The sequence below is a fragment of the Pseudomonas sp. NPDC088890 genome (genome assembly GCF_044900155.1).
Lineage (GTDB): Bacteria > Pseudomonadota > Gammaproteobacteria > Pseudomonadales > Pseudomonadaceae > Aquipseudomonas > Aquipseudomonas urmiensis.
Map to the genome: position 1 here is coordinate 393,007 of NZ_JBJDNG010000002.1, position 22,247 is coordinate 415,253.

At 65.0% G+C, this 22,247-nt stretch carries 23 protein-coding genes; 13 read left to right on the forward strand and 10 right to left on the reverse strand.

Going from position 1 to position 22,247, the window contains the following annotated elements; genetic code table 11:
* Positions 1-20 precede the first annotated feature (20 nt).
* The 5 genes from ACI2JX_RS06675 (at position 21) to ACI2JX_RS06695 (ending at position 5,407) form a co-directional block, all read left to right on the forward strand.
* Positions 21-977: an ABC transporter substrate-binding protein gene (locus tag ACI2JX_RS06675; protein ID WP_404689692.1), complete on the forward strand. Its 957-nt coding sequence runs from the start codon at positions 21-23 to the stop codon at positions 975-977.
* Entirely contained in the window at positions 974-1,441 is a 468-nt protein-coding gene (locus ACI2JX_RS06680; protein WP_264234422.1) for a tripartite tricarboxylate transporter TctB family protein, read from the forward strand. The genes ACI2JX_RS06675 and ACI2JX_RS06680 overlap by 4 nt, the downstream gene beginning before the upstream one ends.
* 9 nt (positions 1,442-1,450) lie before the next feature.
* On the forward strand, positions 1,451-2,953 hold the full coding sequence (locus ACI2JX_RS06685) for a tripartite tricarboxylate transporter permease (RefSeq protein WP_264234423.1): 1,503 nt from the start codon (positions 1,451-1,453) through the stop codon (positions 2,951-2,953).
* A 148-nt stretch (positions 2,954-3,101) separates the two neighbouring features.
* On the forward strand, positions 3,102-4,064 hold the full coding sequence (locus tag ACI2JX_RS06690) for a Bug family tripartite tricarboxylate transporter substrate binding protein (protein ID WP_404689693.1): 963 nt from the start codon (positions 3,102-3,104) through the stop codon (positions 4,062-4,064).
* Between the two features lie 20 nt (positions 4,065-4,084).
* Positions 4,085-5,407 carry an LLM class flavin-dependent oxidoreductase gene (locus ACI2JX_RS06695; protein WP_404689694.1) on the forward strand — a complete coding sequence of 441 codons (1,323 nt, stop codon included), beginning with the start codon at positions 4,085-4,087 and terminating at the stop codon, positions 5,405-5,407.
* A gap of 24 nt (positions 5,408-5,431) precedes the next feature.
* Here ACI2JX_RS06695 and ACI2JX_RS06700 read toward each other — a convergent pair whose 3' ends face one another.
* Both ACI2JX_RS06700 and ACI2JX_RS06705 read right to left on the reverse strand, forming a co-directional pair.
* Positions 5,432-6,025 carry a DUF4157 domain-containing protein gene (locus tag ACI2JX_RS06700; RefSeq protein ID WP_404689695.1) on the reverse strand — a complete coding sequence of 198 codons (594 nt, stop codon included), beginning with the start codon at positions 6,023-6,025 and terminating at the stop codon, positions 5,432-5,434.
* On the reverse strand, positions 6,012-6,575 hold the full coding sequence (locus tag ACI2JX_RS06705) for a TetR/AcrR family transcriptional regulator (protein WP_186553470.1): 564 nt from the start codon (positions 6,573-6,575) through the stop codon (positions 6,012-6,014). The genes ACI2JX_RS06700 and ACI2JX_RS06705 overlap by 14 nt, the downstream gene beginning before the upstream one ends.
* Before the next feature lie 89 nt (positions 6,576-6,664).
* Here ACI2JX_RS06705 and ACI2JX_RS06710 point away from each other — a divergent pair, with 89 nt between their 5' ends.
* Both ACI2JX_RS06710 and ACI2JX_RS06715 read left to right on the forward strand, forming a co-directional pair.
* On the forward strand, positions 6,665-7,396 hold the full coding sequence (locus ACI2JX_RS06710; protein ID WP_404689696.1) for an SDR family oxidoreductase: 732 nt from the start codon (positions 6,665-6,667) through the stop codon (positions 7,394-7,396).
* A gap of 27 nt (positions 7,397-7,423) precedes the next feature.
* Entirely contained in the window at positions 7,424-8,014 is a 591-nt protein-coding gene (locus ACI2JX_RS06715; RefSeq protein WP_368971248.1) for a 2-hydroxychromene-2-carboxylate isomerase, read from the forward strand.
* A 139-nt stretch (positions 8,015-8,153) separates the two neighbouring features.
* Here ACI2JX_RS06715 and ACI2JX_RS06720 read toward each other — a convergent pair whose 3' ends face one another.
* From ACI2JX_RS06720 to ACI2JX_RS06745, 6 genes are all read right to left on the reverse strand, one after another.
* The gene (locus tag ACI2JX_RS06720; protein ID WP_404689697.1) at positions 8,154-9,386 is read right to left on the reverse strand and encodes a DUF1835 domain-containing protein; all 1,233 of its coding nucleotides are present in this window, start codon (positions 9,384-9,386) and stop codon (positions 8,154-8,156) included.
* A 145-nt stretch (positions 9,387-9,531) separates the two neighbouring features.
* Complete coding sequence (locus tag ACI2JX_RS06725; RefSeq protein WP_264234430.1) at positions 9,532-9,825, reverse strand: hypothetical protein; 294 nt, start codon at positions 9,823-9,825, stop codon at positions 9,532-9,534.
* An 8-nt stretch (positions 9,826-9,833) separates the two neighbouring features.
* Complete coding sequence (locus tag ACI2JX_RS06730; RefSeq protein ID WP_186553465.1) at positions 9,834-10,379, reverse strand: cupin domain-containing protein; 546 nt, start codon at positions 10,377-10,379, stop codon at positions 9,834-9,836.
* A gap of 108 nt (positions 10,380-10,487) precedes the next feature.
* The gene (locus ACI2JX_RS06735; RefSeq protein WP_404689698.1) at positions 10,488-11,693 is read right to left on the reverse strand and encodes an MFS transporter; all 1,206 of its coding nucleotides are present in this window, start codon (positions 11,691-11,693) and stop codon (positions 10,488-10,490) included.
* Between the two features lie 86 nt (positions 11,694-11,779).
* A complete protein-coding gene (locus ACI2JX_RS06740; protein WP_404689699.1) occupies positions 11,780-12,313 on the reverse strand; it encodes a cytochrome b in 534 nt (177 codons plus the stop codon).
* Positions 12,310-13,362: a catalase family peroxidase gene (locus ACI2JX_RS06745; RefSeq protein WP_404689700.1), complete on the reverse strand. Its 1,053-nt coding sequence runs from the start codon at positions 13,360-13,362 to the stop codon at positions 12,310-12,312. Before ACI2JX_RS06745 ends, ACI2JX_RS06740 begins: the two co-directional genes overlap by 4 nt.
* A 125-nt stretch (positions 13,363-13,487) precedes the next feature.
* Between ACI2JX_RS06745 and ACI2JX_RS06750 the strand changes: the two genes are divergently transcribed.
* A complete protein-coding gene (locus ACI2JX_RS06750) occupies positions 13,488-14,009 on the forward strand; it encodes a sigma-70 family RNA polymerase sigma factor (RefSeq protein ID WP_404689701.1) in 522 nt (173 codons plus the stop codon).
* Positions 14,006-14,758, forward strand: a complete 753-nt coding sequence (locus tag ACI2JX_RS06755) for an anti-sigma factor family protein (RefSeq protein WP_404689702.1) — start codon at positions 14,006-14,008, stop codon at positions 14,756-14,758. Before ACI2JX_RS06750 ends, ACI2JX_RS06755 begins: the two co-directional genes overlap by 4 nt.
* 1 nt (position 14,759) lies before the next feature.
* On the opposite strand, the gene ACI2JX_RS06760 is transcribed toward ACI2JX_RS06755, so the two are convergent.
* Positions 14,760-15,488 (reverse strand): DUF899 domain-containing protein, encoded by a 729-nt coding sequence (locus ACI2JX_RS06760; protein WP_368971243.1) that lies wholly within the window; start codon positions 15,486-15,488, stop codon positions 14,760-14,762.
* A gap of 218 nt (positions 15,489-15,706) precedes the next feature.
* Entirely contained in the window at positions 15,707-16,366 is a 660-nt protein-coding gene (locus ACI2JX_RS06765) for an HAD family hydrolase (RefSeq protein WP_368971242.1), read from the reverse strand.
* Between the two features lie 93 nt (positions 16,367-16,459).
* Between ACI2JX_RS06765 and lexA the strand changes: the two genes are divergently transcribed.
* From lexA to ACI2JX_RS06785, 4 genes are read left to right on the forward strand one after another with little or no spacing between them, the layout of a single operon-like run.
* Positions 16,460-17,077, forward strand: coding sequence for a transcriptional repressor LexA (gene lexA / locus ACI2JX_RS06770; protein WP_186553457.1), 618 nt, complete (start codon positions 16,460-16,462; stop codon positions 17,075-17,077).
* Positions 17,077-17,694: a translesion DNA synthesis-associated protein ImuA gene (gene imuA, locus ACI2JX_RS06775; protein WP_368971241.1), complete on the forward strand. Its 618-nt coding sequence runs from the start codon at positions 17,077-17,079 to the stop codon at positions 17,692-17,694. The genes lexA and imuA overlap by 1 nt, the downstream gene beginning before the upstream one ends.
* Positions 17,695-17,703: 9 nt before the next feature.
* Positions 17,704-19,122: a Y-family DNA polymerase gene (locus tag ACI2JX_RS06780; RefSeq protein ID WP_404689703.1), complete on the forward strand. Its 1,419-nt coding sequence runs from the start codon at positions 17,704-17,706 to the stop codon at positions 19,120-19,122.
* The gene (locus ACI2JX_RS06785; RefSeq protein WP_404689704.1) at positions 19,119-22,199 is read left to right on the forward strand and encodes an error-prone DNA polymerase; all 3,081 of its coding nucleotides are present in this window, start codon (positions 19,119-19,121) and stop codon (positions 22,197-22,199) included. Before ACI2JX_RS06780 ends, ACI2JX_RS06785 begins: the two co-directional genes overlap by 4 nt.
* The last annotated feature ends 48 nt before the right edge of the window (positions 22,200-22,247 follow it).

The window sequence follows — 22,247 nt, forward strand, 5'->3', positions numbered from 1 at the left end:
AGCGGCACCTGGAGACGAACGTGCGTTACCTGAAAACCTGGGCCGCCGCTGTGCTGGCCACCACCCTGAGTGTCAGCGCCGCCGCGCAGACCCTGGTCGTCGGCGATCAGAGCTTCAATGCCCGCGCCGTGATGGAAGCGGCCGGGGTGCTCGACGACCTGCCGTATACCCTGGAATGGAAGCAGTTCACCGCAGGCTCGCCGGTGGCCGAGGCGCTCAACGTCGGCAGCCTCGATATCGGCCTGCTGGGCGATGCGCCGCCGCTGTTTCTCGGTGCTCTGGGCGCGCCGATCAAAGTGATTGCAGTGACCCGGCAGAACCTTGGCGGGGTGGCCATCCTGGCGCGCAAGGACTCCTCGATCCACAGCCTGCAAGACCTGCGCGGCAAACGTGCGGCGATCTGGAAAGGTTCGTGGAGCCAGCAGCTATTGTTCAGCGCGCTGGACAAAGCCGGCGTACCGCGTGACTCGCTGGAGCTGCGCTACCTCAGCGCGCTGGACGCCTCGCACGCGCTCGATGGCGGCTCGGTGGATGTGATTGCCACCTGGGAGCCCTATGTCACCCAGCAGGAGCGCCAGGGCGCGCGGGTGCTGGCGACCGCCGAAGGGCTGATCCCGGCGCAGAGCTTCGTGGTCGCCAATGCCAAGGCAGTCGACAGCAAGCGGGCGCAGATCAACGATTTTCTTCAACGGATGAAAAAGGCCCGTGACTGGACCTTGAAGGATCCGGTCAACACCGAAGCCTATGCCGATGCCTGGGCCAAGCGCACCCGCGCCGACCGCGATATTGCCCGGGTCTGGTTCGCCCGTGCGCGCACTGAGCTAGCACCACTTAGCCCACAGGTGATCGTCGATGCGCAGAAGACCGTGGACTTCTTCGCAGGCCTTGGGCTGATCAAGGCCTATCCAGCGGCCGACCTGTTTGACAGCTCGTTTGCCGCCGCACTGCAACCGGCCACCGCGCAGGCCAAGCCATGAACAGCCTGCGCCTGGGGCTTGGCGACGCCCGTGAGGTGATCGCCGGTGGCCTGTTTTTGTCCTTCGCCACGCTCGGCGTGGTGCTGGCCAGCGATTATCCGCTGGGCTCGGCCATGCGCATGGGCGCAGGTTACTTTCCATTGCTGGTATCGGCGGTCTTGGGCGTGCTGGGCGTAGCCCTGCTGCTGCGCGGGTTGACCGTGCGCGTCGAGGCGCAGGCAGCCGACCGGCTCTTCAGTTGGCGGCCGGGGCTGTTGGTCAGCGGCAGCATCCTGGCCTTTGCCTGGTTGCTGCCAAGCCTGGGCCTGGCCCTGGCAACGCTGCTGATGACCGTGCTCAGCGGCCTGGCCCGACGCCAGGCGCGTGTCGGCGAGCTGGCGCTGCTGGGCCTGGCGCTGGGTGCGTTCAGCGTACTGGTGTTCGCCTACGGCCTGGGCTTGAACCTGCCCGTGCTGCCGACTTGAGATACCGATATGGAACTGCTTAACCACCTCGGCCTGGGCTTTGAGGCCGCCTTTACCCTGAACAACCTGCTGTACTGCCTGATTGGCGTCACCCTCGGCACCCTGGTCGGGGTTTTGCCGGGCCTGGGGCCGGTGGCGACCATCGCCATGTTGCTGCCGATCACCTATGGCCTGAGCCCCGCAGCGGCGCTGATCATGCTGGCGGGGATCTACTACGGCGCCCAGTACGGCGGTTCGACCACGGCCATTCTGGTCAACCTGCCGGGCGAGTCGTCGTCGGTGGTGACGTGCCTGGACGGCCACGCCATGGCTCGTCAGGGCAGGGCCGGGGCGGCCTTGGCGATTGCCGCGATCGGCTCGTTCGTGGCCGGCAGCCTGGCGATCCTGTTGCTGGCGGCGGCGGCCACGCCGTTGGCCGCCTTCGCCTTGAAATTCGGCCCAGCCGAGTACTTCTCGCTGATGCTACTGGGGTTGGTCGCGGCCATCGTGCTGGCCCAGGGCGATTTGCTCAAGGCCTTGGCCATGACCATCCTCGGCCTGCTGCTAGGGCTGGTGGGTAGCGACGTCAATTCGGGAGTGGAGCGCTTTACCTTCGGCCTGCCGCAATTGTCTGACGGCATCAGTTTCGTGGTGATCTCCATGGGCCTGTTCGGCATCGCCGAGATCATCTTCAACCTTGAGCGCGAACAGGCCGGCAGCAGCCAGGTTGCCGCGGTTGGCCGCCTGTTGCCGAGCCGCGACGACTATCGACGCTCGTGGAAGCCGATCCTGCGCGGTACTGGCTTGGGCGCGCTGCTGGGGATCTTGCCGGGGGGTGGCGCCATGCTCGGCGCGTTCGCTGCCTACCTGGTGGAAAAGCGCCTGGCCAAGGATCCGTCGCGTTTCGGCCAAGGCGCCATCGAAGGCGTCGCCGCGCCAGAGTCGGCCAACAACGCCGGTGCCCAGACCTCGTTCATTCCGATGCTGGTGATGGGCCTGCCCTCCAACGCGGTGATGGCGCTGATGGCGGGGGCGATGATGATCCACGGCATCGTTCCCGGCCCGCAAGTGATCGACGAGCGCCCAGAGCTGTTCTGGGGGCTGGTGGTGAGCATGTGGATCGGCAACCTGTTGCTGCTGGTACTCAACCTGCCGTTGGTGGGCATTTGGGTGCGGCTGCTGCGGGTGCCGTACCGGTTGCTGTATCCGGCGATTTTACTGTTCTGCTGCATCGGCGTGTACAGCCTCAACAACAGCCTGTTCGACGTGGTGCTGAGCATGGCCTTCGGCCTGCTGGGGTATCTGTTCATCAAGCTGCGCTGCGAACCGGCGCCGCTGTTGCTGGGCTACATCCTCGGACCATTGCTGGAAGAGAACCTGCGCCGCGCGATGCTGCTGTCGCGCGGCGATGCGACGGTGTTTTTCACCCGCCCCTTGAGCCTGACCCTGCTGGTCATCACGGCGCTGTTGGTGTTGCTGCTGCTGTCGCCACGGCTGCGGGCCACGCGCAAGGTGGCCTTCAGTGAGGACTGAGGGGGTTGCTAGGGCGCCAGCGCGGGGCAAGCCCGCTTCCTATGCAAGCAGCGCGGTGTGGGTGCGGGCTTGCCCCGCGATAGCGCCAGAAGGGTCGTAACAGACCATCAAACCACATCAAAAAAATGATCAAAAAAATGAGCCAACCATGAACTTAAAGAAACTCATCCTCGCCACCCTGGCCCTAAGCGCCGCCACCTTGGCCCAGGCCGACAACTGGCCCAGCCGCCCGCTCACCCTGATCGTGCCATTCCCCCCGGGCGGGGCTGCCGACACCGTTGGCCGCTACTACGCCGAACAGCTCTCGACTTCCCTAGGCCAACCGGTGGTAGTCGACAACAAGCCCGGCGCCGGCACCGCGATTGCCGCTGAAGCCGTCGCCAAAGCCAAGCCCGATGGCTACACCTTGTCGCTGGCCACCGCTGGCCAGTTGGCGATCCTGCCCAACTTGCAGGCAGTACGTTACGACCCGATCAAGGACTTCACTCCAGTGGCCGTGTTGGCCTCGGTGCCCAACGTGGTCGCGGTAGGGCCCAAAACCAAGGTCGACAGCCTGCAGGCGCTGATCGACCAGGCCAAGGCCAAGCCCGGCGCGCTGAGTTATTCCTCCTGCGGCAATGGCACGCTCTGCCACCTGTCTGGCGAACTGCTGAAGAACCTGGCCGGGGTCGACCTGCTGCACGTGCCGTACAAAGGCAGTGCTCCGGCCGTGACCGGGTTGCTCGGTGGTGAAGTGGATGTCGCCGTCGACACCCTGACCGTGCTCGCCCCACAGATCCAGGCTGGCAAGCTCAAGGGCCTGGTGCTGACCAGTGCCGAGCGCTCACCGCTGCTGCCCTCGGTACCCAGTGCCAACGAAGTCGGCCTACCGGGCTTCGTCGCTTCCGGCTGGTTCGGCATCGTCCTGCCCAAAGGCGCCGAGCCGGAACTGGTCGAACGCCTGAACAATGCCATCGAGGTGATCGCCGACAAGCCAGAAACCGCCGAGCGCTTCGGCCAGCAGGGCATCAGCGTCGAGCGCAGCAGCCCGGCCGGTTTTGCCCAAGTGATCGCCGCCGACAAGGCGCGCTGGGGCGAGGTGATCCGCACCGCCCAGGTTCATATCGAATAAGCATCAGGAGCCGATCAGCCATGCGCAACCGACAGATCAAATTGGGTGCCCTGACCATGGGTTGTGGCGGCCCAGGCCGGCACAACCTCTGGCTCGACCCTGAGCTGCCAGCCGATGCCAGCGTCAACATCGACTGGTACATCGACATCGCCCGCCAGGTCGAAGCGGCCTTGTTCGACCTGATGTTCATCGTCGACAGCCAGTACATCACCCCCGGCTCGCCGTCGCATTACCTCAACCGCCTGGAGCCGCTGACCCTGCTCTCGGCGCTGGCGGTGAGCACTCGTCACCTGGGCCTGGTCGGTACCCTGACCACCTCCTACAACGAGCCGTACAACGTCGCCCGGCGCTTGGCCTCGCTGGACCTGATCAGCAAGGGCCGCGCAGGCTGGAATGTGGTCACCAGTGGCGATGCCGGCACGGCAGGCAACTATGGCCGTGACGAGCACTATGACTACGACACCCGCTATGCGCGGGCGCAGGAGCATGTCGAGGTGGTGCAGGGGCTGTGGCACTCCTACGAGGACGATGCGTTTCCCCGTGATCGGCGCACTGGTCAGTTTCTCGATCCGAGCAAGCTGCATGCCCTGAATCATAAGGGCACGCACTTTTCGGTAGTGGGGCCGCTGAACATCCAGCGCTCACCCCAGGGTCAGCCGGTGATTTTCCAGGCGGGCGATTCCGAACAGGGGCGGGCGCTGGGGGCGGCCACGGCCGATGTCATCTTCACCCACGCCGCGAGCATCGAGCAGGGGCAGGCGTTCTATCGCGATGTCAAAGCCCGCGCCCAGCGTCTGGGGCGCGATCCGGAGCAACTGCTGGTGTTGCCCGGCGCGGAAATCTATGTTGGCGACACCGATGAACATGCCCGCGAAATCGAGCGGCATTACCATCAGCTCGATCACAGCTTCGAACTGGCGCTCAAGGAGTTCGGGCGTAATTTCGGCTGGCACGACTTCAGCCAGTACGAGCTGGATGCACCTTTCCCGCAACAGAGCCTGGAGTACGCGCGCAGCAGCTTTTTCACCAATGCCAAGCGCATTGCCGAGCAGGCCCGGGACAAGGGCTTGAGCCTGCGCCAGGCGGTCGAGTTCGGTCGCCAGCTGCGCCCAGGGGCGTTCGTCGGTTCGGCGCAGAGCGTGGCGGCGAAGATGACCGAATGGTTCGAGGCGCGGGCGTTGGATGGCTTCAACATCTACATCGGCCATCCGGAGCAGTTGCGCCGCTTTACCCAGGAGGTGGTGCCATTGCTGCAAGAGCGTGGGGTGTACCGAACGGCCTATGAAGGAACGACCCTGCGCGAGAGCCTGGGGCTTGCGATTCCCCGCTTCAGCGCCTGCTGACGTCAGCCTGCGACGGGCTGGCGCTCAGCGCGCTTGCCCCGAACGGCGCTCGCGCAAGGCCTTGGCTACTTCGGCTTCGACTTTGTAGGCCGGCGCCTCCAGCTCGTCGTAATTGCGCGTGTAGCGCCGGGCGAACTCTTCCACGCCCAATTGTTGATACTGCTGAACATGCTTGAGCTCATGGGCCCACAGCGCGACATTGTCGTCGGCGTCCTCGGCATGGCGAAAAATGATGGTGTCGATCAGGGTCACCGCGTTGACATCTGGGTTTTGCAGCAGGGCATTGGCGGCGCTGATTTGCTGTTCATTGCCGACCCGAAAGCGCGCAGCATCGAGCACGGCGAAGTCGTACCAGCTTTCGAGCTGGGCACGGATATGCAGCGGGATTGGCTCGGTGCCCTGGGCGTTGGCTTCATCACGCGCCTGGCGCAGGGCGAAGACCAGGCTGGAGGAGGTCATCAGCTCGACATCCTTGAGGATCTGGCCCGCCTGCCCAGGGTCGATCGGTGCGCAGAAACAGCCCATCAGGCACACCTGGTACTGCCCTGGCGGGCACGCGTTATCGGCTGCGGCGGGCAACGCCAGGGCCAGGCCCAGCAGCAGGCTAGCGCGTTTCATTCAGCGCCCTGCCAACCAAACTGCGGCTGGCCTCCAGGACCTGGCCTTGGACCTCTGCGCTGGCCAGCATGCGCCCGACCACCAGCGCACCAACGCATTGGCTGATCAGTGCCCAGGCCAGCTCGGGGTCTTCCAGGGTGCTACTCCAGGCGCTGTGCAGGGCCACCAGCCAATGCTCGGCTTGTTCGCGCACCGGCAGCTCGGCGCGGGCGATCTCCACGCCAAGCGGTGGCAATGGGCAGCCGCCCTCGGCATCGCGCAAGTGGGCCAGGCTCAGGTACTGCTCAAGGCAGCGGGCCAGACGCTGGCGGTCGGCGCCGCGCTCGGCCAGGCGGGCGAGGGGGCTGTTGCTCAGCTCGCGGCGCACCACTTCGGTGAACAGATCGTCCTTGGAGGCAAAGTGGTTGTAGAAGGCGCCGCCGGTCAGGCCGATGGCATTCATCAGCCCGGCAACGCCCGTGGTGGCAAAGCCGCCGCGTTTGGCCAGCGCGCCGCTGCTGGCCAGCAACTTCTCGCGGGTCTGCTGCTTGTGTTCAGTGGAGTAGCGCATGTGAAAACCTCAGCGCGCGGGCTTGACGATGGGGGCGATCATAACATAGCGTTCGTTTACTAAATGATCGTTCATCAATGGAGGTGTGCGTGACAGAACAACAAAAAGTCGTGCTGGTGATTGGGGCCGGTGATGCCACGGGCGGCGAGATCGCCAAGCGCTTTGCCCGCGAGGGCTACATTGCCTGTGTCACCCGGCGCAGCGCCGACAAGCTGCAGCCCTTGGTGGACGAGATCCGTGCTAGCGGCGGTCAGGCGCATGGGTTTAGCTCTGATGCGCGCAACGAAGAGCAGGTGGCGACGCTGATCGAAACCATCGAGCGCGATATCGGTGCCATCGAAGCGTTTGTCTTCAATATCGGCGCCAATGTGCCGTGCAGCATTCTCGAAGAGACCCCGCGCAAGTTCTTCAAGATCTGGGAGATGGCCTGCTTTGCCGGATTCCTCACCGCCCAGGCGGTGGCCAAGCGGATGGTCAGCCGCGAGCGCGGCACTATCCTGTTTACCGGCGCCACCGCCGGCACCCGCGGCGCTGCCGGTTTTGCCGCCTTCGCGACGGCCAAGCATGGCTTGCGGGCGCTGGCCCAGAGCATGGCCAGGGAGCTGGGGCCGCGCAATATCCATGTCGCCCACGTGGTGGTGGATGGTGCGATCGACACCGCGTTCATCCGCGACAACTTCCCTGAGCGCTACGCCCTCAAGGACCAGGACGGCATCCTCGATCCTGCCCATATCGCCAACAGCTACTGGTTCCTGCATGCCCAGCCGCGTGATGCCTGGACGTTCGAGCTCGACCTGCGCCCGTGGATCGAGCGCTGGTAAAACCTTCTCACGAACAAGGACAGCAGCATGAGCAAACGTGTCGAGTTTTTCTTCGATCTGGGCAGCCCGGCCAGTTATCTGGCCTGGACCCAGCTGCCGGCACTCTGTGCGCGGCATGGCGCCGAGTTGGTGTATCGGCCAATGCTTCTGGGCGGGGTGTTCCAGGCAACCGGCAATGCCTCGCCGGTGATGGTGCCGGCCAAGGGCAAGTACATGTTCGTCGACCTGCAGCGTTATGCCGAGCGCTATGGCGTGCCGTTTGGCCTGCCGCCGGGTTTTCCGATCAATACCCTGGGCTTGATGCGTGGGCTGGTTGCCAGCCAGTTGCATGCACCTGAGCGATTCGAGGCGCTGCTGGCGGTACTGTTCAAGGCGCTCTGGGCGCAGCGGCTCAATCTGGGTGATGCGCCGGTGCTCGATGCCACGTTGGACGCCGCTGGCTTCGATCCGCAGCAGTTCCGCGCGTTGGCCAGTCAGGTCGAGGTCAAACAGGCGCTCAAGCAGGTGACCGAAGAAGCGGTGGCGCGCGGCGTGTTTGGCGCGCCGACCTGCTTTGTCGAGGGGCAGATGTTCTTTGGTCAGGATCGCTTGGATTTTGTCGAGCAAGCGCTGGTGTGAGCGGTCTGGGCTGATCTGTTAGTGGCGGCCTCTTCGCGGGCAAGCCCGCTCCCACAGGGTCCGCGCTGATCTGTAGGCTAGCGGGGAACCTGTCGGAGCGGGCTTGCCCGCGAAGAGGCCGCTGCTGATTGAACTCAAATCAGCCGCGCCAAACCGGTTGGAGGGCTTCATCCAAAGCCCAGTGGCCTTCACCGGGCTGCAACCGCACACCGCCCACCCAGCGCTCGCAGTCGATCAGGTCCAGGCCATAGGCTTGCCCGGCCAAGACCTGCTCACCCAGGGCTGTAAGGCTGATGGTGCGCTGCGGCCAGGCGAGCTGGGCATCGGCCTGGTCAATCAGCGGTCGAGGGCCGTCGATCAGTGGCCGCAGCAAGGCATGGAACATCATGTCACCGAGAAACGGCAGCGGCTCGCGCTCCATCATCAGTAGCGCAAACACCTTGCCCATCGGCATCGGTCCGTGATCGCGCAGAATCTGCAGGGTCAGGCGTTCTGTCAACGACAGCCCGTCGCTGATAGCGGGCAATTCCTGCAATTGGCGCAGCAGCGCTGGGCCGAGCAGTGGCAGGGCGGCGTGGCGAGCATGGGCCAGTGCCGCCCACGCCTGGGGTGAGGGGGCGCGATACGCAGCCCAAGCGTCACGGGCCAATATCAGCATGGCAGCGTCCACTGGCCTGCGCTGGGGCCACAGCCAAGCCAGCACTTCGGGCGCCAGTTGGCCGATGCCGATGAAACGCTGCACCCCGGGCACCTGGTCGATGGCGATCAGGCTGAGGTTCTCCGGCACCTGCTCAAGCTGGGCCAGCACCCGCAGCAAAAACAGCTGGTCATAGGCGTCGGCTTCACACCAGAGCACACCGGGCATGCGCTGACTCAAGCGGGCCAGGGCAGCATATTCAGCTTCCTGGCGCTGGCGGGTTTGCTCAGGGGCAATATTGAACGCGTGGCTGATGAAGTTTGCCCGTACGGCGCGGTAGCTGGGGCCATCGAGCTGCGGCACTGGGCCCATGCACAGCGGGTCGGCGTACATCTGCAACTGGCCTTTGAAACCGGCCACTTGCAGGCTGTGCTGGATGTCGTTGCCGCAGCGCCAATGGCAGGTGTCGGGGGTGTCGCTGGCGACGAAGCCAGGGTGCTTGAGGGCAAAGGCGAGGGCGTCGCAGTGGGCCTTGAGCTTGGGCCAGCTGGCAAAGCCCAGATCGCGCGCGATCAGGTATTGGGCATCGGCCAGGCGCGGCGGACGCTGCGGGTCGAGGCTGCGCAGACGCTCATCGACCTGGCCACTGCGCAGGCGCTGCAGCAGCTCTTTGGCACGTTTGCGTTGTTGTTCGAGATTGAGACGGCCGTTGTCGGGCTGGGTAGTAACAGACATGCGAACTCCTTGGCGAGCCTTGTCCGCTGTCAGGCTGGAGTCGTCATGGGCGATGTTCCAAGCAGGTTCCTGGGCGCAGCCCTTTCCGCGGACGGGAGGCGTCGGAGTGCGCCGCTGGCGACTATAAGCGCCTGGCGACGGCGGTTCAAGCCTGGGCTAATAGGCGCTCGATCTGGGTGCGCTCCCAGATGCTCAGCAGGTCGACTGGATTGGTGCCGTAGCGCTGCCAGCGCTCGACCGCCCCTTCAACCCCTTGCGGGCTGCGGCAATGCAGGCAAAGGGCAAGCCCTTCGCGGTCGAGCACCAGGGTCAACTGCCAGCCGCCGCTCTCTATCTCGATTTGCCCGCCAAGGTGGCGGGCGCGGATGTCGACAGGCTGTACGCCAAGCGCAGCATCACGCAGGCATTGATAGACCTCGCGGCTGGTCGGCGCATCCATGGCTTGGGTCAGAAGTTGGCCGGGGTGTTGGCGCTGATGATCTCGGCCTCGTCCTGGCCGATGTTCTTGAAGCTGTGCGCCAAGGTGGTGGGGATGTAGTAGCCATCGCCAGAGTTGAGCACGCTGACCTGGCCATCGACCCACAGCTCGATGGTGCCACGGGTCACCAGGCCACATTCCTCGCCTTCGGCGTGAACGATCGGCTCGCCCGAGTCTGCACCTGGGGCATACAGCTCACGCAGCATGCGCATCTGCCGGCCCTCGACGCTGGCGCCGACCAGCAGCATGCGCAGGCCGTTACGGCCCAGGTCGGGCTGCTCGCCGCCACGGAACACGAAGCGCTCTTCGCGCACCGGCTCGTCGAAGCTGAAGAACTCGGCCAGGGACATGGGGATCCCTTCGAGCAGTTTTTTCAGGGAGCTGACCGAAGGGCTGACGCGGTTCTGCTCGATCTGCGAGATGGTCGAGTTGGTCAGGCCGCTGCGACGAGCCAGCTCCCGCTGGGAGAGGTTGTTGCGTTCACGCACCAGTTTGAGTCGTGTCCCCGTGTCCATAGCCGCCTTTTTTAACTGAAAGAGTGTGCAGGTAAAGTGTTTTCACAGGTGTAAAAAATAATAAGCGACGCATTAAAACACACTCTTGGCGGTCACGCGCAGTGCTTCTCAGCGGCGCGGCTCAGCGGGCATCGGCCATAGCCCGACCAGCAGTAACAACACCGCCACGGCGACGAACGGCAGGCGTGGATCAAGGGCGTAGACCAGGGTTCCGGCCAGCGGCCCGATCACCGCGCCCATGCCTTGGGCGGCGCCAATGGAGCCTGCAGTGGCGCCTTGTTCAGAGGCGTGCATGGCATTGGCGGCCAACGCCGAGAACGCCGGGAAGACAAAGCCCATGCCGGCGGCGGCGATGAAGAACGAGGCCCACAGCCACTCGGCACTGCCCGCCAGCGCCGCGGTCGCGAAGCCCAGGGCTGAGATGCTGGCACCCACCCGGATCATCTTCAGCGGCGGCCACTCCAACCGGCGCAGGAGGATCTGCGACAGCATCAGCGCCACGCCGACCGTGGTCAGGGCGATGCCAGCGGCCTGGGCGGCTTGGGTCGAACCCAGTTGCAGGCGGTCGAGGGCAAAAAAGCCGACGGTGATCTGCGATACCGTTACGCTGAGCATGGCGCTGAACGCCACCAACAGTGGCCGGCGCAGGCGTGGGTCGGCCAGGCGCACCGGGTTTGGCGCATGGACCTGCGCCAGCGGCTGGGGCTTGAGCTTGAACAGCAGCACCACAAACGCCGTCGCTGGTAGCAGCGACATGATCCAGAACGGCATGCTCAGGCTGTGCCGGGCCAGCAGCGCCGCCACGGCAGGGCCGAGCACCAGGCCGACGGCATTGGCCGCGCCCAGCGCAGCCATGGCGCGGGCGCGCTGCTGCGGTTCGACATGGTCGGCAACCAGGGCGTTAGCGGCTACTGGCAAGGCGGCGTAGAAGGCGCCGATCATGCCGCGGGCCAGCATCAGGCCGAGAAACGCCAGTGACGCCCCCGGCAGCCAGCGCAGCGCGCCGTCGATGAACAGGCACAGCAGCCAATAGGCGAGGGTAAAACCAGCACAACCCAGCAGCAGCACGCGGCGCCGGCCATAGCGGTCGGCGGCGCGCCCCCAGGGACGGGCGAGCATCACCCAGACCACCCCGGCCACAGTCACCGCAGCGCCGGCTTGCCAGGTGGCCAGGCCGAGCAGGCGGGCGATCGGGCCGATCAGGGCGACGAAGGCCATCATCGACATGGTGCAGGCCATGTTGACCAGCAGCAGTGGGCGCAAATCCAGGGTGCTAACGGGTTTCAGGGAAGCAGGATCCTTTGCGGCATTCATGGGCAGTCCAGGGCGATACGACGAAATGAGCGCCGATGTTAGTAATAATTATTTACATTTGTCGACCCTGGCCGCTCATTCAGCGCTCATTCGCTGCGACGTACAGGTCCTGGCCACATGCTACGCAACACGCCATCGCGGCGCACCAGGGCATGCACCAACGCCGCGCCCAGGTGCAGCACAACGGTGGCGAACAACAGATAGCCGGCCCAGCCGTGAGCACTGCGCAAGATCGCGTACAGCTGCAGGTCGTGCGGCGCAATCGCTGGCAATTGCAACGGCCGTGGATAGCCGCCGGCCGAGAGCATCGCCCAGCCCAGCAGCGGCATCGCCAGCATCAGTGCATACAGCAGCAGATGCGAAGCGCCGGCGGCCAGGCGCTGGAGTGGCGGTATATCGCTGGGCAGTGGTGGGTGCGGCAGGGTCAGGCGCAGGGCAATGCGCAGTAGCACCAAGCCCAGCAAGGCCAGGCCCGTGGCTTTGTGCAACTCGACCATCACGGGGTGGCGCAAGGACAGGTCGCCGACCATGCTCACGCCGATCAACAGCATGGCCACGATCAGTACGGCCATCAGCCAATGCAGCAGACGGGCTAGGGGGTGGAAGGTGGTCGGTTTCATGGGCGGGCTCCGCTGTCGAGCGATTCGCGGCTGCGCCGATTGAAGGATTCTGAATACGCGGCAGAGCGAGCGGCCAGGATCGGATCGGCGGAAGGCTCGATGCCATGGGGAAGGATCAGCGGGTCGAAGTTCAGGTCGCGGCAAGCACCTTGTTCGGGGGCATCGACGGTTTCGATGACCAGGGTGCCGGCGTCGATACTGCGCCGTTCGGCAGGCCAGGGTCGGGCGGGGTCGTCCACCGCATCGCCAGGCTCGGCCAGCACCAGGCGCAAGGTCCAGCGCAGCGGGCCTTGCTTCAGGCGCTGGGCAAGGTCGTGCTGCAGGTAGCGGTTGTCCTCGACCTGGGCGGGCAGGGCGGCGAACGGCGTCTGCGCCTCGACCTGCCAGCGCACCGGCTGCGACCTGCCGTTCGCGTCGATCAGGCGAAAGGCATTGATGCTGTGATAGTGGGTGCTGGCGAAACTGTCGCTGGGCTTGTATCCAGCCGCCCACTGGCGAAACGCCGTGCTCTCGGGATGCGCGGCGAAGAATGCCTGCATCCGCGCAGGATCGGGCTTGCGCGTGGCAGGGTCGGGGGTCATGGCCAAGACCTGCTCATAAAAGGCTTCGGGAGTACTTACTGCCAACACTGGCGGATTGTTCATGCCGGTGCGCCACACCTGGCCATCATCGCTGGAAAACTGTAGCGCCAGGCTACGCACCGGCACCCCGGTATCGGGGGTGTAGGGGTTGGCGCCGCCAATGGCAAAGCGGCCGATCACCGGCACTCGCGGCTGGGCGAATACCCGCGCGCTGGACAGCGATGCGGCCTGGCCGCTGCTCTGGAAATAGCCGCTGACGCACACGCCCTTGGCGTGGTTCTTGCGATAACCCGGATGATGTCCGGCCTGGGCTTCGAAGGTGTCGATGATGCGTTGCGGGGTTAGCGCGGGGCTACCGATCCAGCCAGCGGCGTAGGCAAAGCCTGCGCTCACGGCCAGCAGGCCGGCGCCAATGCCGGCCAGGCGCCAGGCCTTGGCGGGGCCGCTCAGGGGTGTGTGCATGTGCAAGGTCCGAGTGGGTGAATGTGCCGGTACGACGTAGCAGGGGGAAATTTATTCCACCGGCTTGGGAATAGATTTCGTCGCAAAGCGTCTGCCCCTTACACTGACAGCCCATGGGCCGGGACCTCACCATGCACGATCTGGACGAACATCAGTGGCGCGAGCTGCTCCGGCGTCTGCGCCGCTTCGCCTTGTGGCTGACCCGCGAATCGGCCAGCGCCGACGACCTGGTCCAGGCCACGGTCGAGCGCGCCCTGAGCCGTGGCCGCCAGCAGCGCGAGGCCGACGCCCTGCGGCCCTGGCTGTTCACCATCCTGTACCGGCTGTTTCTCGATGGTAAACGCCGTGATCGCCTGCACGCCCGCTGGCTGGCGTGGTTCGGCCGGGCGCAGCAGGGCAGTGAGCCGCTGGGCGACAACACCGAAGACATCATCCTCGCCCAGGCCGATCTGCAGGCCTTTGGCCAATTGTCAGCCGAGCAGCGCGCCTTGCTGTTGCTGGTGAGCGTCGAGGGGCTGAGCTACAAAGAGGCCGCCGTGGCCCTGAACATTCCCATCGGTACGGTGATGTCGCGCTTGTCGCGCGCCCGCGCCGCGCTGCGTGACCTGACCGAGGGTAACCCGACGCCCCCGGCCTTGCGGAGACTCAAATGACACGCCTGATCCCCACCGAGGACGAGTTGCATGCCTACGTCGACGAGCGCCTGGAGCCTGCCCGTCGGGCAGCAGTGCAGGCGTGGCTGGCGGCCAATCCACACGAGGCTGCGCGGATCGAAGCCTGGCGCAGTGACGCCCGCCGCTTGCGGGCAGCCTTGGCGGGGATAGGCGAGTTGGCGCCAGGGCCGCACCTGGATCTTGCTCAGGTACGACGGCGTTTACGTCAGCGCCGTCAACGCCGGCTGGCCAGTGCCGCGGTGCTGCTGCTGGCGCTCGGGGTAGGTGGGCTGGGGGGCTGGCAGGCGCGCCAGGCCACGCTGGTTGCCGGTGACCTGCCGATGGCCGATGCGGTACAGGCCCACCGCTTGTTCGTCGGCACCAGCGCCTTGGACATCCAGGCCAGCGATCCGGCCCAGTTGCAGGCGTGGCTGGGCCGGCACTTCAACCGCGTTGGCCAGTTACCGGACTTGGCAGGCTATGGCTTTCAGCCGGTGGGCGCGCGGCTTTTGAGCAACGAGCAGGGTCCTGCGGCGCTATTGGTGTTCCAGGACCGCCAGGGCGAGCGCATCAGTCTGTTCCTGCGCTCGCCCGGTGAGCGTTTTGACAAGATGCCCAGCGGCCAGCGCACCGATGGCCAGCTGGAGGCGCGTTATTGGTCGCATGGTGCCTATAACTTCGCCTTGGTCAGTGCGGCGGACGATCACCGCAGCGAGTCGCTGCGCCAGGTGTTGGGTGTGAGTTTGTGATTCAGTCATGGCAGCAGTGCGGCTTAACCGGCTGCTGCTCATAGCGATCATGGTGACGCACCCAGTCCATCGTCCCGCCTTCATTACGTCCTAGCGGGGCCAGGTCGAGGAAGTTGTACGCCCCGACCAGGATGTCCAGCCCACGGGCGTAGGTCGAGTAGGTGTGATACAGCTGGCCATCAGCCGCCCGGTAGAACGCGCTCAGGCCAGGCAGCTCGCTCTCATCGCCCTGGTAGGGTTCATAGTTGTACTGCTCGCTGCCATCGGTGGCGACACTGACCGCAAAGTCGCGATTGAAGCTGCTGCCGTGCGAAGAGTACCAGGGGAATTGCCAGCCCATGCGCCTGCGAAACGCCTGGAACTCGGGGTAGGGCGCCCGAGACACCGCGACCAGCGCCACATCGTGGTGGGCCAGGTGCAGGTTGGCACCGTCGAAGTGATCGGCAAGGAATGAACAGCCAGGGCAGCCTTCGCTCCAGCCTTCAACGAACATGAAATGGTACAGCAGCAACTGGCTGCGCCCGCCGAACAGCGCGGCCAGATCGACTTCGCCCTCAGGGCCATGGAAGCGATAGTCGTGCTCAAGCTTTACCCAGGGCAGGGCCTGGCGGGCGGCACTGAGTTCATCGCGTTGGTGGGTGAAGGCCTTCTCATGCAGCCACAGTTGACGGCGCGCGGCGAGCCATTGGCTGCGCGAGACCACCTCGTGCTTGGGATCGGAGTTGCTCATGGCGTGGGCTCCAGGCTGTGGGGTTCAGCACTGGTCGAGCGGCGAGCGGGGGATTCGACAGGTTGGGATTGGGTAAGCGACGGACGGGTATTGGAGTGGCGGCGCCCGAAAACGCCGTCGAGATCGAGCGCCGCCGGCCCCCACATGGGCCTATGTGATTTGGCTGGGTAATCCTGGGGCAGGGTGACAAATTGCAATCGCGATTGTGAGTTCAATGTTCAAGGATGCATGGATTCAATCAACGCCCAAAGCCGCGGATCATTGAAATCGTCGATCACCAATTGCGCCCCAGCAGCCAGCAAGCGCTCTTGGGTCTGCGTGGTGGCAATGCCCACGGTAAAGATCCCGGCGCCGCTGGCAGCCTGTACGCCGGGCAGGGAATCTTCGAACGCCAACGCTTGGCTGGCACTGGCATTGAGCTGCTGCAGGCCAGTGAGGTAGGGCAGCGGATCAGGCTTGGGTCGGGCCAGCTCCTCGGCCACCAGCACATGCTCGAAGCGCTCGCCCAAACCCATGGCATTGAGCATGTGCTCAGCGTTCAGGCGTGGTGCATTGGTCACCACGCACATGCCGATGTGCTGCGCCTGGGCATGTGCGAGCAGGCGCAACAGGCCTGGCAGCGGTTGCAACTGCGGCGACATCTCGCGGAACAAGGCTTCCTTGCGGTCGGCAAGTGCCTGGCACTGCTGGCTCGTGGCCTGTGGAAACAACTCCTTGAACAGCGCGCCATTGGCTCGTCCACTGACCTGGGCAGCGAACTGGGCCTGGCTCAGCTGGCGCCCGTCGTACTCGTGCAACAGCTGGCGGAAGGCTTGCAGGTGCAAGGTGTCGGTATCGGTGAGGGTGCCATCGAGGTCGAACAGCAGGGCTTTGAGCATGGGGCTTCCAAGGGCTTAAACGTTTAATCCTGAGCATCATAGCCAAAGCCGACGACGAAGGGGGCTGTTCAGTGTTCTATAAAAAGAGTACAAATGTGCTCCATGGACACTATGACCCCCAAACGCCGCGCCATCCTGGCCTTCATCCGTGAACGCATCACCGATCACGGCCAACCGCCGAGCCTGGCCGATATCGCCGAGCGCTTCGGTTTTGCCTCGCGCAGCGTGGCGCGCAAGCACATCACCGCCCTGTGCCAGGCTGGATACATCGACGTCACGCCCAACCAGGCGCGTGGCATTCGCCTGGCCGAGCCGTTGCGCCGCCCGGAAATCCTCGAACTGCCCGTGCTCGGCCAAGTGGCCGCCGGTGCGCCGATCGGCCCTGACCTGGACATCCACGAACAACTGCTGCTCGACCCCAGCCTGTTCCGTCGCACCCCCGATTACCTGCTCAAGGTGCGCGGAGAGTCGATGATCGATGACGGCATCTTCGATGGCGACCTGGTCGGCATCCGCCAACAAGGCGAGGCCCGCGATGGGCAGATCGTCGTCGCCCGGCTGGACGGCGAGGTGACCATCAAGCGTCTGCAACGTACGCCCGGCGGTTATCGGTTGCTGCCGCGTAACCCGGCGTACGCTCCGATCGAGGTAGGGCCTGAGCGTGAGTTGGTTATCGAAGGTGTGTTCTGCGGCCTGTTGAGGCGTGACTGATGGGCGCGGTAGTCGATCTGGACGGCTTGCTCGATCAGCGGCGGATCTGGCGTGGTCGGCAAACCCAGGCACGCCCGCTCGGCCTGCAACCGACCGGGCATATGAGCCTGGACCAGCGGCTGCCGGAAGGCGGTTGGCCTGCTTCGGCGCTGAGTGAGTTGCTGCTGGCCAGCCCCGGCTGTGGTGAGCTGCAGTTGTTATGGCCAAGCCTGGCGCGGTTGACTGCTGAAGGTGGCCGGGTGGTGCTGGTAGCGCCGCCGTTCATCCCTTACCCACCTGCCTGGCAAGCGGCGGGGGTCGATTTGCGCTGGTTGGTGCAGATCGAAGCTGAGCCCGCAGACGCGTTGTGGGCTGCCGAGCAATGTTTGCGCTCCGGCAGTTGCGCTGCGGTGCTGTGCTGGCCGGAGCGTGCCGATGACCGGGCCTTGCGCCGTTTGCAGGTGGCCGCCGAGACCGGCCAGGCGCTGGCCTTTGCCTGCCGACCGCAGCAGGCTGCGCACAACCCTTCACCTGCGGCGTTGCGCCTCGCGATCGATACCCGTCCGGCCCAATGGCGGGTGCTCAAGTGCCGGGGTGGCATGCCGCCTGCTGCGCCCATCGCCTGCTCAGGCCGGTGAGGGTGGAGCATGCTTTGGGCCTGCATTGTCTTCCCTCAGCTGGCGCTGGATACGGTATTGCGCGAGCGTGATGAGCCCGACTGCGCCTTGGTCTTGATGGGGGGGGCGAGCCAGCGCCGCGTGCTGCAATCGGTCAACTGCGCAGCAGCGAAGCTGGGCCTGCGCGCCGGGCAGACGCTGACCGCCGCACGGGCGCTGGCCGATGGCTTTACTTGCGTTGAAGTCGACCCTGCGCGGGTTGATCAGGTCCAGCAACTGTTGGCCGCCTGGGCCTATCGCTTCAGTGCCCAGGTGAGCCTGCATTATCCACGCGCCTTGCTCCTGGAAGTGGGTTCAAGCTTGCAATTGTTCGGGCCGTGGCCGCTGTTCGAAGCGCGCCTGCGCCAGGAGCTGGAGGCGTTGGGCCTGCGGCACCGGATTGTCGTTGCCAGCAACCCGGTGGCGGCCCGGATGCTCGCCAATGCCCATGACGGCTTGGCGGTGACCTGCGCCGAGCAGACCCGCGCCGCCTTGCTGCAGCTACCTATTGGCAAGATCGGTCTTCCCGCCGATGCCGCCCAGGCCTTCATCCGCATGGGCTTGCGCCGCCTCGGCGAGGTCTTGGCCTTGCCGCGCGAGGCGCTGGCTCGACGCTTCGCCGCTCAGGTGCAGCTGCACCTGGATCAATTGCTGGGCGTGCGCAACGTGGGCCTGGATTTCTATCAACCACCGGATCGCTTCGAAACGCGGCTAGAGCTGAATTTCGACGTCGAGTCGCATCAGGCGTTATTGTTCCCCTTGCGGCGGATGATCGGCGACCTGGCTGCGTTTCTAGCCGGACGCGACTGCGGCGTGCAGCGTTTCGAGCTACACCTGGAGCACGTCGAAGGGCCAGACACGCAGCTCATGATTGGCCTGCTATCAGCCGAACGCGATGCGGCCCTGCTCTTTGAGCTGGCGCGGGGGCGGCTGGAGCCGCTACGCATCCCGGCACCGGTGCGTAATCTGCGCCTGCTGGCCGAAGACTTGCCGGCGTTCGTGCCTCAGCATCAGGCCCTGTTCGACCCCAGGGCACAGCAGACCCAACCTTGGCCGCAACTACGCGAGCGGTTGCGCGCACGTCTGGGTGACGAGGCGGTCAAGGGCCTGCGCGCCGAAGCCGATCACCGCCCGGAGTGCGCCTGGCAGTTGACCGACCTGGGCGCGTGCGGGGCATTGCAAGTCACTCCAGGCAGTCGTCCGGGCTGGTTATTGGCGGCGCCGCAGCGGCTGCCGGAGTCTGGCGTTCAACTGTTGGGACAGGCCGAGCGCATCGAGTCGGGTTGGTGGGATGGTGGCGATGTGCGCCGAGACTACTACCGCATCGAAACCCGCGAAGGCTTGCGCGGCTGGGCTTATCAAGACCTCGCCGCCCCCGGCCCGCTGTGGCTGCAAGGCTGGTTCGCATGACTGCGCTGGCTTACGCCGAACTGCACTGCCTGTCCAACTTCAGTTTCCAGCGCGGTGCTTCCAGCGCCGATGAACTGTTTCGACGGGCCCGTGAGCAGGGTTATCAAGCCTTGGCCATTACCGATGAATGCACCCTGGCAGGTATCGTGCGCGCCTGGCAGGCGGCCAAGGCGCATCAACTGCGCTTGATCGTCGGCAGTGAGATGCGCGTGCAGAATGGCCCTAAACTGGTGTTGCTGGTCGAGGATCTCAGTGGCTATCAAAGCCTGTGTGCGCTGATCACCCGAGCTCGTCGGCGTGCACAGAAAGGCGAGTATCAGGTACTGGCCGATGACCTTCAGGCTCACGCCAAGGGCTTGCTCGCGCTGTGGATCCCAGACGATCCAGATGAGCCTGCAGCGGGCCAATGGTTGCAGTCATTGTTTGCCGAGCGCCTGTGGCTGGCGGTGCACCTGCATCGGGGCAGCGATGATGCCAGCCGGCTGGCGCGCCTGCGTGCACTGGCCGCTCGGCTGGGGATTGGCGCGGTGGCCTGCGGCGATGTGCACATGCATAGCCGCGGTCGGCGCGCCCTGCAAGACTGCATGACCGCCGTGCGCCAGCATTGCAGTATGTCTGAGGCGGGCCGTTATCTGTTCGCCAATGGCGAACGCCACCTGCGTCCTTTGGCGCAATTGAGCGAGTTGTATCCGCCCGAGCTGCTCGCTGAAAGCCTGGTCATCGCCGAGCGCTGCCAGTTCAACCTGGGCGAGCTCAAGTACCAGTACCCCCGCGAGCTGGTACCAGCAGGGCACAGCGCGGCCAGTTGGCTGCGTCACCTGTGCGAGCAAGGCTTACCCAAGCGTTGGCCGAATGGCCCTGACGCCAAAGTGTTCGAGGCTTTGGAGCGAGAGTTGGCGCTCATCGAGGAACTGGGTTACGAGAGCTATTTTCTTACCGTTCACGACATCGTCGCTTTTGCCCGCAAGCAGTCGATCCTCTGTCAGGGCCGCGGTTCGGCGGCCAACTCGGTCGTGTGTTTCGTACTCGGTATCACCGAACTCGATCCGATGGAGCACCACTTGTTGTTCGAGCGGTTTCTGTCCCGCGAGCGCAACGAGCCGCCGGACATCGACGTCGACTTCGAGCACAACCGCCGCGAGGAAGTCATCCAGTACGTGTTCCGTCGTTATGGCCGCCACCGCGCCGCGCTGACAGCGGTGGTCAGCACCTATCATGCTGCCGGTGCGGTACGCGATGTGGCCCGAGTGCTGGGGCTGCCCGCCGATCAGGTCGACGCGTTGGCCAAGTGTTGTGGCCGCTGGAGTGATCGTATCCCCGATGCCGAGCGCCTGGCCGAGGCCGGCTTCGAGGCCCAGAGCCCGTCGCTGCGGCGCATTCTGGTGCTGGCCGGGGAGTTGATCGGTTTTCCCAGGCACCTGTCGCAGCATCCCGGTGGCTTCGTCATTTCCGAGCAGCCGCTGGACCAACTGGTGCCGGTGGAAAATGCCGCCATGCCCGAGCGCACGGTAATTCAGTGGGACAAGGACGACCTGGACCTGGTCGGGCTGCTCAAGGTCGATGTGCTCGCCTTGGGCATGCTCAGTGCCTTGCGTCGCTGTTTCGATCTGATTGCGCTGCATCGTGGTCGGCAGTTGAGTTTGGCCACCATTCCCAGTGAAGACCCTGCCACCTACGCCATGATCAGCCGCGCCGAGACCATGGGCGTGTTCCAGATCGAATCGCGGGCACAGATGGCCATGCTGCCGCGCCTGAAGCCGACCACGTTTTACGATCTGGTCATTGAAGTGGCCATCGTCCGCCCGGGGCCGATCCAGGGCGACATGGTCCACCCTTACTTGCGCAGACGTCTCAAGCAAGAGCCGATTAGCTATCCCTCGCCAGCCTTGAAAGCGGTCTTCGAACGCACCCTGGGCGTTCCGCTGTTTCAGGAACAGGTGATGGAACTGGCCATGGTCGCCGCCGACTACACCCCTGGCGAGGCCGATCAGCTACGCCGCAGCATGGCCGCCTGGAAGCGCCATGGCGGGCTGGAGCCGCACCGCGAGCGGCTGCTCAAGGGCATGCTGCGCAATGGCTACGAGCTGGCGTTCGCCGAGCGCATTTTCGAACAGATCAAAGGCTTCGGCAGTTATGGCTTCCCCGAGTCGCATGCGGCCAGTTTTGCCTTGCTCTGCTATGCCAGCAGCTGGTTGAAATGCCACGAACCGGCGATCTTCACCTGCGCCCTGGTCAACAGCTGGCCGATGGGCTTCTACAGCCCTGATCAGTTGCTGCAAGAAGCCCGTCGCCAGGGCATCGAGGTGCGCCCGGTGGATGTCTTTCACAGTGACTGGGATTGCACGTTGGAGCCGTTGGGGCAGGGCGCTTTGGCGATTCGCCTGGGGCTGCGGCAGATCCGTGGGTTTGCCGAAGTCGATGCCCGCCGGCTCGAGCACGCCAGGGCGCAGCGGCCCTGGCGCGATGTCGAAGACTTGTGTCTGCGCGCTGAGCTCGACAGCCGGGCGCGCACCCGGCTGGCCGATGCCGGGGCGTTGCGAGCGCTGGCCCAGAATCGCCATCAAGCGCGCTGGCAGGTGGCTGCGGTGCAGGCGCAATTACCCTTGTTCGCAGAGGTGCAGGCCAGCCCTGAGCGCGCGGTGGCGCTGCCCGCGCCGACAGTGGGCGAGGATCTGCTGGCGGACTACGACACCCTCGGCACCACACTTGGCCCCCATCCGTTGACTTTGCTCAGGCCACGCTTGCGGGCGTTAGGCTGTCGCAGTTCGAGTGAACTGGCCGATCTTGAGCATGGCGATCACGTTGCGGTGGCGGGGTTGGTGGTGGGCCGCCAGCGGCCACAGACGGCCAGCGGGGTGACATTCGTCACCCTTGAAGATGAGTCGGGGATGGTCAATGTGGTGGTCTGGCGCGAGCTGGCCGAGCGCCAACGACGGGCGCTGGTGGGCTCGCAGTTACTCAAGGTCAGCGGCAGGCTGGAGCAGGAGAATGGCGTCAGGCACCTGATTGCGCGCAAGCTGGAGGACGTCAGCCCGCTGTTGCTGGGGCTGGATGTGCGTAGCCGGGATTTTCATTGAGGTCTTGTGCTCTACAGTACCGCCCTCATCGCGGGGTTTTGTGGGAGC

What these genes read in the sequence shown, in the direction of transcription:
- ACI2JX_RS06680 (WP_264234422.1), top strand. Translation starts at nt 974, where the DNA reads ATGAACAGCCTGCGCCTGGGGCTTGGCGACGCCCGTGAGGTGATCGCC.
- ACI2JX_RS06685 (WP_264234423.1), top strand. Translation starts at nt 1,451, where the DNA reads ATGGAACTGCTTAACCACCTCGGCCTGGGCTTTGAGGCCGCCTTTACC.
- ACI2JX_RS06690 (WP_404689693.1), top strand. Translation starts at nt 3,102, where the DNA reads ATGAACTTAAAGAAACTCATCCTCGCCACCCTGGCCCTAAGCGCCGCC.
- ACI2JX_RS06695 (WP_404689694.1), top strand. Translation starts at nt 4,085, where the DNA reads ATGCGCAACCGACAGATCAAATTGGGTGCCCTGACCATGGGTTGTGGC.
- ACI2JX_RS06700 (WP_404689695.1), bottom strand. Translation starts at nt 6,025, where the DNA reads ATGAAACGCGCTAGCCTGCTGCTGGGCCTGGCCCTGGCGTTGCCCGCC.
- ACI2JX_RS06705 (WP_186553470.1), bottom strand. Translation starts at nt 6,575, where the DNA reads ATGCGCTACTCCACTGAACACAAGCAGCAGACCCGCGAGAAGTTGCTG.
- ACI2JX_RS06715 (WP_368971248.1), top strand. Translation starts at nt 7,424, where the DNA reads ATGAGCAAACGTGTCGAGTTTTTCTTCGATCTGGGCAGCCCGGCCAGT.
- ACI2JX_RS06720 (WP_404689697.1), bottom strand. Translation starts at nt 9,386, where the DNA reads ATGTCTGTTACTACCCAGCCCGACAACGGCCGTCTCAATCTCGAACAA.
- ACI2JX_RS06725 (WP_264234430.1), bottom strand. Translation starts at nt 9,825, where the DNA reads ATGGATGCGCCGACCAGCCGCGAGGTCTATCAATGCCTGCGTGATGCT.
- ACI2JX_RS06730 (WP_186553465.1), bottom strand. Translation starts at nt 10,379, where the DNA reads ATGGACACGGGGACACGACTCAAACTGGTGCGTGAACGCAACAACCTC.
- ACI2JX_RS06735 (WP_404689698.1), bottom strand. Translation starts at nt 11,693, where the DNA reads ATGAATGCCGCAAAGGATCCTGCTTCCCTGAAACCCGTTAGCACCCTG.
- ACI2JX_RS06740 (WP_404689699.1), bottom strand. Translation starts at nt 12,313, where the DNA reads ATGAAACCGACCACCTTCCACCCCCTAGCCCGTCTGCTGCATTGGCTG.
- ACI2JX_RS06750 (WP_404689701.1), top strand. Translation starts at nt 13,488, where the DNA reads ATGCACGATCTGGACGAACATCAGTGGCGCGAGCTGCTCCGGCGTCTG.
- ACI2JX_RS06755 (WP_404689702.1), top strand. Translation starts at nt 14,006, where the DNA reads ATGACACGCCTGATCCCCACCGAGGACGAGTTGCATGCCTACGTCGAC.
- ACI2JX_RS06760 (WP_368971243.1), bottom strand. Translation starts at nt 15,488, where the DNA reads ATGAGCAACTCCGATCCCAAGCACGAGGTGGTCTCGCGCAGCCAATGG.
- ACI2JX_RS06765 (WP_368971242.1), bottom strand. Translation starts at nt 16,366, where the DNA reads ATGCTCAAAGCCCTGCTGTTCGACCTCGATGGCACCCTCACCGATACC.
- lexA (WP_186553457.1), top strand. Translation starts at nt 16,460, where the DNA reads ATGTGCTCCATGGACACTATGACCCCCAAACGCCGCGCCATCCTGGCC.
- imuA (WP_368971241.1), top strand. Translation starts at nt 17,077, where the DNA reads ATGGGCGCGGTAGTCGATCTGGACGGCTTGCTCGATCAGCGGCGGATC.
- ACI2JX_RS06780 (WP_404689703.1), top strand. Translation starts at nt 17,704, where the DNA reads ATGCTTTGGGCCTGCATTGTCTTCCCTCAGCTGGCGCTGGATACGGTA.
- ACI2JX_RS06785 (WP_404689704.1), top strand. Translation starts at nt 19,119, where the DNA reads ATGACTGCGCTGGCTTACGCCGAACTGCACTGCCTGTCCAACTTCAGT.